Raw genomic sequence first — 6,447 nt, forward strand, 5'->3', positions numbered from 1 at the left:
TCCTCTGAATCTGGCGGTCGCTGATTTCAGAGATCGGCTGACCTTTCGGGATGAACCGGCGGATGAGCTTATGTTGGTTCTCGCTCGTGCCCCGTTCATGTGAAGCAAACGGCCGGGTGAAGTACACATCAGTCACTGCTTTCAGTGTGTCATACAGTGCACTGAACTCCGAACCATTATCCGACGTGATGATTTGAAACAGTGACGGCATATGCGCACCGGCACGCTCGACCAGCGATGCCACTGCCTGCGTGACGGGCTGGGCGGCAATGGCAATTATGGGGGTTTACGCAGCCTATATGGTTGGAAAAAACTCAATCTTACGTCTAAGTAGCGAGGAAAATAATATTTAAGTAGAAAATTATAGTCGTTGTACACTATAAAAAATGATAACAATACAATATTAGATAAGAAATTCTTAAAGGTTTCATTTGTCAAAATAAGCTAGACAGTTCTTTTTCACCCATGTAACTCAAAAATACTTCCAATGGTGTTCGGTAGTTCAATGATTTTCTCGGTATATGGTTTCTTCTTGCAGCGACCGATGCGATAAAAGCGTGGTCGACTGTGTTGAAATCCATATCTTTACGCAGTCCATCCCTTCTGAGCAGACCATTGGAATGTTCATTCAGCCCGCGTTGTGACGGTGTGCCCGGATCGGCGAAGTAGATGGCCAGGTCATTTCGATTACTCATCGACTGTCAGTTGGAGAATGCTTTACCGCAGTCAAACGTGATGGACTTGAACAGGTTTCTCGGCACCCAGTGACACCACCTATTGATGGCAGTTTCGATATCTTTGGCCGTCCGACCTTCAGGTTTCAATGTGATGATGACTTTCGATAGCCGTTCAACCAGCGTGATGACGGCGCTTTTATGTCGCACACCGACAATAGTGTCGCCCTCCAGATGGCCGAATTCTTTATTGAACGCTGGATAGTCGTTCACCCTTTCTGAAATGTTGCGCCGGACCGTCTGTCGCCCCCGGCGTTCCTTATGACCGTTGGGTTTTCTTTTGCCTTTCATTGGCAATGTGGACACATCAAAGTCCTTACGCTTGAACATGCGGTACAATGTGCGGCTGGAACACTGTATCTTACGGTCACGCCGGCCGGCAATCACATCCGGTGTCCAGCCCTGGGCCACTTTTCCTGTCACATATGCGTGTTGGTCCGCTGGCAGTCTTGTCCGTTTCCGGCCGCAGCGCTGCTTGTTTGCCTTGTAGCGCTGGTAGTAGTCCAATGCGCTGTGGCCGGCTCTGAAAAAAGCCACAACATTATGGACCGTCTGTCGGGCCCGGCAGACCCGTTTCGAGATTTTTGAAACAGGGATGTTCTGATGAAAGTAGGATTCTATGATGACCAGTTCATCCGTGCTGAGATGGGTGTCGGTCATTCGTGATCACTCCTATGTTTTCTTTGGTTGGAAAACCATTTTGAGTGTATCACGAGTGGCTCTTTCTATGTGTCTAGCTTAATTTTACAATCGGCGAGGTATGTATATTTATTATTACCATGCATTTATCAAGGCGATATTTTTACTGAGCTTATTCAAGATATGCGCTATTAGCATTAAGAATAAGCTTTTTTAGTTTATCAGATTACTATTTGAACCCTTATTCAATGCAAAGATGTCATTTAAAGAATTGAAAATGAACCATCTTTAATGCCGTCATTGATAAACTTTCAAAAAAATCAAAAAGATGATACAATTACTGTAATTTATGAAAAGATATGGGGGGTAAAATTATGTCTGATGAAAAACAATTCTCAAGAAGAGATTTCTTGAAAACAACAGGAATTGCTACTGGTGGTATTGTGGGTGGAAGTTTATTAGGTGGTTTAGTCGGTTTTAATATCGACAGCGATGTGGATGTTAATGAAGGAGTTAAAGATAGTGACACGGGAGGCTCAACAGAATCTGAAGACAAGTTAAATATCCCAGATCAAGGACGTATTTTTTTCAGTAATGACGAAGAGTTTGAAACTATTGAAGCAGCAATGGAAAGGATATTTCCAAAGTCTGATATTGGCCCAGGGGCCAAAGAACTTGGAGCAGCATATTATTTAGATGGACAACTTGCAGGAGCGTACGGTTTAAATTCTAGAGAATATATGCAGGGTCCATTCTATGAAGGAAAACCCACACAGGGTTATCAATCCAGTTTAAACAGAGCATCATATTTCCGACTCGGGATTGAAAAACTTCAAGACGAGGCAAAACAACGTCATGATGATTCTTTCAGTAAATTAGATGGAAAACAACAAGATGATATCTTAAAAGATTTTGAAAAAGATGAAGTAGATTTCGGTGTCCCTAGGAGTACAGCTACTTCGGGATTCTTCTTTAAATTATTACGTGAAGCTACATTAGAAGGCGTATATTCCGATCCTATTTATAGAGGAAATAGAGGTATGGCTGGATGGAAAATGAAGCAGTTCCCTGGTCATCAACATTCCTATTTAGATGTCATCGATAGTGATGGATTTGAAGATATCGAACCTAAACCTAATTTTAGCTAAGTATTTAATTATTTAGGAGGTTTACAAAATGGTAAAAGAATTGGACAAAGTTGATGTTGTGACCATAGGCGCAGGATGGACAGGCGGTATTATAGCAGCGGAAACTTCAAAAGAAGGTTTAAAGGTAAAAAGTTTAGAAAGAGGACCCTATCGTGACACAGATGATTACCAGCATGTGCATGATGAACTAAAATATGCTCAACGCTATGAGTTGATGCAAGATACTTCAATAGAAACATTGACGTTTAGAAATAATCCTGATGAACGCGCACTACCTGTACGTCGTCTAGGTTCATTTTTACCTGGTAACGGACGAGGCGGAGCCGGTACACATTGGAATGGTCAAACTGATCGATATATGGCCTATGATTTTAAAATAAAAACTATGACAGAAGAAAAATATGGTGAAAGTAAACTTGGTATAGACTCTGGATTGCGTTACAGAGACTGGGGCATTACATTTGATGAGATGGAGAAGTATTATGATAAATTTGAGAAAACAACTGGGATAAGCGGTGAGAAGAATCCGCTGGGTGAGAAACGTTCTAATCCTTATCCGAATCCTCCAATGGTTAAGACTCCAATTTTAGAGAAGTTTGAAAAAGCTGCTAATGAATTAAAATTAAACCCTATTATGATGCCTTCTGCTAACATGTCACAGAATTATGAGAATCCTGACGGTGAAACTTTAAACCAATGCCAATATTGTGGATTCTGTGAACGTTTTGCATGTGAATATGATGCAAAAGCAACACCAGATGTTACTGTTTTGAGAACTGCAGAAAAAACTGGCAATCATGAAGTCCGATATAACTCCAATGTGACTGAAATAGTTACTGACAAAGAGGACAATGAAAAAGTGACCGGTGTTAAATTTATAGATACTGAAACACGTGAAGAATTTTTCCAACCAGCAGATATAGTTGTATTAACGAGTTTCTTATTCAATAACTATAAGTTACTTAGAGTTTCTGATATTGGAAAACAATATGATCCTGAAACAGAAGAGGGTACACTTGGCAGTAATTATTGTTATCAAACGGGTTTGGGTGCTACTGGTTTCTTTGATGAAAAGTTTAATACATTCATGGGAGCAGGCGCTCTCGGCATGCTTTTAGATGATTTTAATGGAGATAACTTTGACCATGATGATCTTGATTTTATTCACGGTGGTTCAATCCATTTCACTCAAACAGGTGTCCGTCCTATTCTAACGAATACAATTCCCAAAGATACTCCTCAATGGGGCGAAGAATTTAAAGAGGAATCAATTAATAATTTTGCCAGAACTTTGACGGTTTATACAATGGCTCATACTGGGCCACACAAAAATCACTATTTAGATTTAGATGATACTTATAAGGATGCATTCGGTAACTCACAAGTAATGCTTACTTATAATTGGACAGAACAAGATAATGCAAGGAACAAATATCTAACAGAAAAATGCAAAGAAATTGTAGAAAAAATGGGTGCAAAACATATAGAAGTAGAAAATGATGACCTTGGTGATTATGATATTGTACCTTATCAATCAACAAATATTTCAGGTGGTACTCCAATGGGTACAGATCCTGATAATAGTGTGGTGAACACATGGTTGCAGCACTGGGATCGTGATAATCTATTTGTGGCAGGATCCAGCACTTTTGTGCATAATTCCGGTAATAACCCGACTGGAACGGTAGGTGCTCTCGCTTATCGGTGCGCAGAAGGAATAATAAATTATTATAAAAATAAAGAGAGACTAGAAGATTAAGCTACAAAATGATTAGCTTATCAATATCATAATTTTTTATCCTAAATTATAATCGTAAATTTCAAGTTTAAGTTAGCCACCTTGCGATATCCACATCCAAGATATTGTGAACGTGCTATGGTGATGAGTGTGCCTCCGCCCCCGCGGGGGCGGAGGCGATTTTACACTAGGCGCTCTGGGCCGATTGCGTCTGCTTGAATGCTTTAACGAAACACTCGTGCGGCGTCTGATAGTCCAGGATTTTCCGTGGATAGTCATTCATCCATCGCTGGATCCTCTGAATCTGGCGGTCGCTGATTTCAGAGATCGGCTGACCTTTCGGGATGAACCGGCGGATGAGCTTATGTTGGTTCTCGCTCGTGCCCCGTTCATGTGAAGCAAACGGCCGGGCGAAGTACACATCGGTCACTGCTTTCAGTGTGTCATACAGTGCACTGAACGCCGAACCATTATCCGACGTGATGGTTTGAAACAGTGACGGCATATGCGCACCGGCACGCTCGACCAGTGATGCCACTGCTTGCGTGACGGGCTGGGCGGCTTTACCATCGATTTTCAGGATGACTTCAAACCGCGTCTGCCGTTCGGCGAGTGTGAGCAGCACCGCATCATGCTTATGCTTGGCACCGATGACGGTATCAATTTCCCAGTGGCCGAATGTCTCCCGGGTATTCACTGCATCCGGATGGATGGCTCCATTTTCCGTTTGTGACCCGGTGCTTTACGACGTTTTGATTTTGTGTTGCGATGCAGCTTCTCGGTCAGAGCCATGTTCTTGGTGCGTAGGATCTGTCGGTCAATCCACAAAGGCATCCGACAGGCTCCATTTCGGGCGCCGGCCACAGCGTTTGCGGTTTTCCATATAGGCGGCATGTGCGGAGTCGGGATCGTAAACGGTATGGTAATAATCATACGTTTTACCGTTCTGTTTCTGACGGCGCATCTGCTTCACAGTGCCTCTGTTGATTTCATTATTGATGGTCTGGGGCACACGGCCCAATCGTTCTGCGATTTGACGATTGGAGTAGTTCTCTCTCTTCAATATTGCGATTTGTGCCCGTTCATCTTGCGTCAGGTGTTTTCCTTTGATGGATTCAGTGGTATCATAAAGTTGCGTCATGTGATTTCATTCCTTTATTGAGAGTTGTGGTTAACTTCAATATAACATGAAATTCACATGGCGTTTTTTGCATCAAAGGTGGCTAAGTTGATTATAAAATCCACCATTATTTTCTTGTACATATTTTCCCCTCTACTTTCCGAAATATTTTGATACAATCCAAATTGGAGCGATAATATATGCAACAATTAAGGAATTACTTCTGACAAAAATATTTTTGTCTTGAGCTTCTTCACCAGCCTCTATACTGACCAGAGGAAAAGTGAAGGTCGAAATGAAAAAGTAGATAGTTAGTAGAATGTAAGGGAAATCTAAAAAACTGCCATTGTAAAAAATTGAGTCAATGATAACTATGGAGAATGCAAAGAAGAATATCCCTATAATAAAACTAAGCCATCTCATAATTTTATTTTCCATTTTCTCACTCCTATAAAATCAAAAAAATTGAAAATTTTATTTTTAAAGTTTTTGCTTCGGGATATTTACATTCAGGAAACGAGTTTCTACTTCTCTTGATACTATACGTCACATTTCTGATTGAGATGTACGATCTACTTCTTTTACTTCTTCTTCAGTAAAATTTTCAACTTCTGATGCCATAGTCACATTAGATAAAATTCCGGAGGAAGCGATTAAAGTTATCGCTAGAGAAAGCATTATTTTCTTATACAAAAATCACTCCTAATTTTTGAAAGATTTTATTAATACCCATATTGGGGATATCAAATAGGCAACAATCATTGAATAACTAGCAATAATAGGATTCCAATCTTTAGTCTTTTCTCCAAGTTCTGTACTAACTGGAGTTAGTGTGAAGATAGAAATAAAAAAATATATTGTTAGTATGACAAAGGGGAAACTAAGAATATCTTGATTAAGTATGGCATTAACAATTGTAATATAAAAAATAAAGAAGAAAATGCCAACCAATATATTAAGAGAATATGTGGCTTTTTCATTCATAATTTAAAAACTCCTGGGACCGTCAATAATTATGTGTAAATGAATGCATACCTTTTCTTATAGTGTGTGTTACTCGCTAAACAT

Annotated in this window: 5 protein-coding genes and 3 pseudogenes; 2 read left to right on the plus strand and 6 right to left on the minus strand. The window is 40.3% G+C overall.

The features are described 5' to 3' along the window. Both ACFFLE_RS00700 and ACFFLE_RS00705 read right to left on the minus strand, forming a co-directional pair. Positions 1 to 265 (minus strand): annotated as a pseudogene (locus ACFFLE_RS00700) (transposase); the annotation flags it as partial. Between the two features lie 169 nt (positions 266 to 434). Further along, a pseudogene (locus ACFFLE_RS00705) lies at positions 435 to 1,394 on the minus strand (IS30 family transposase). Positions 1,395 to 1,747: 353 nt separating this feature from the next. Between ACFFLE_RS00705 and ACFFLE_RS00710 the strand changes: the two are divergent. Then, the gene (locus ACFFLE_RS00710) at positions 1,748 to 2,521 is read left to right on the plus strand and encodes a gluconate 2-dehydrogenase subunit 3 family protein (RefSeq protein ID WP_344700751.1); all 774 of its coding nucleotides are present in this window, start codon (positions 1,748 to 1,750) and stop codon (positions 2,519 to 2,521) included. A 28-nt stretch (positions 2,522 to 2,549) separates the two neighbouring features. Then, the gene (locus tag ACFFLE_RS00715) at positions 2,550 to 4,280 is read left to right on the plus strand and encodes a GMC family oxidoreductase (RefSeq protein WP_380569267.1); all 1,731 of its coding nucleotides are present in this window, start codon (positions 2,550 to 2,552) and stop codon (positions 4,278 to 4,280) included. 166 nt (positions 4,281 to 4,446) lie between these two features. Here ACFFLE_RS00715 and ACFFLE_RS11215 read toward each other — a convergent pair. The 4 genes and pseudogenes from ACFFLE_RS11215 to ACFFLE_RS00745 all read right to left on the minus strand — a co-directional run bounded on the left by ACFFLE_RS11215 (position 4,447) and on the right by ACFFLE_RS00745 (position 6,363). Continuing rightward, positions 4,447 to 5,400 (minus strand): annotated as a pseudogene (locus ACFFLE_RS11215) (IS30 family transposase). A 132-nt stretch (positions 5,401 to 5,532) separates the two neighbouring features. After that, positions 5,533 to 5,817: a hypothetical protein gene (locus ACFFLE_RS00735; RefSeq protein WP_380569271.1), complete on the minus strand. Its 285-nt coding sequence runs from the start codon at positions 5,815 to 5,817 to the stop codon at positions 5,533 to 5,535. Between the two features lie 108 nt (positions 5,818 to 5,925). Next, positions 5,926 to 6,072, minus strand: coding sequence for a hypothetical protein (locus tag ACFFLE_RS00740; RefSeq protein ID WP_380569272.1), 147 nt, complete (start codon positions 6,070 to 6,072; stop codon positions 5,926 to 5,928). Positions 6,073 to 6,081: 9 nt separating this feature from the next. After that, on the minus strand, positions 6,082 to 6,363 hold the full coding sequence (locus tag ACFFLE_RS00745) for a hypothetical protein (RefSeq protein ID WP_380569273.1): 282 nt from the start codon (positions 6,361 to 6,363) through the stop codon (positions 6,082 to 6,084). Between the last annotated feature and the right edge of the window lie 84 nt (positions 6,364 to 6,447).

This window comes from Salinicoccus siamensis (assembly GCF_042429615.1).
In the GTDB taxonomy this organism is placed as follows: domain Bacteria; phylum Bacillota; class Bacilli; order Staphylococcales; family Salinicoccaceae; genus Salinicoccus; species Salinicoccus siamensis.

Bases quoted from the DNA above. Each gene is read 5' to 3' on its own strand.
- ACFFLE_RS00710 (WP_344700751.1), top strand. From the start codon at position 1,748: ATGTCTGATGAAAAACAATTCTCAAGAAGAGATTTCTTGAAAACAACA.
- ACFFLE_RS00715 (WP_380569267.1), top strand. From the start codon at position 2,550: ATGGTAAAAGAATTGGACAAAGTTGATGTTGTGACCATAGGCGCAGGA.
- ACFFLE_RS00735 (WP_380569271.1), bottom strand. From the start codon at position 5,817: ATGGAAAATAAAATTATGAGATGGCTTAGTTTTATTATAGGGATATTC.
- ACFFLE_RS00745 (WP_380569273.1), bottom strand. From the start codon at position 6,363: ATGAATGAAAAAGCCACATATTCTCTTAATATATTGGTTGGCATTTTC.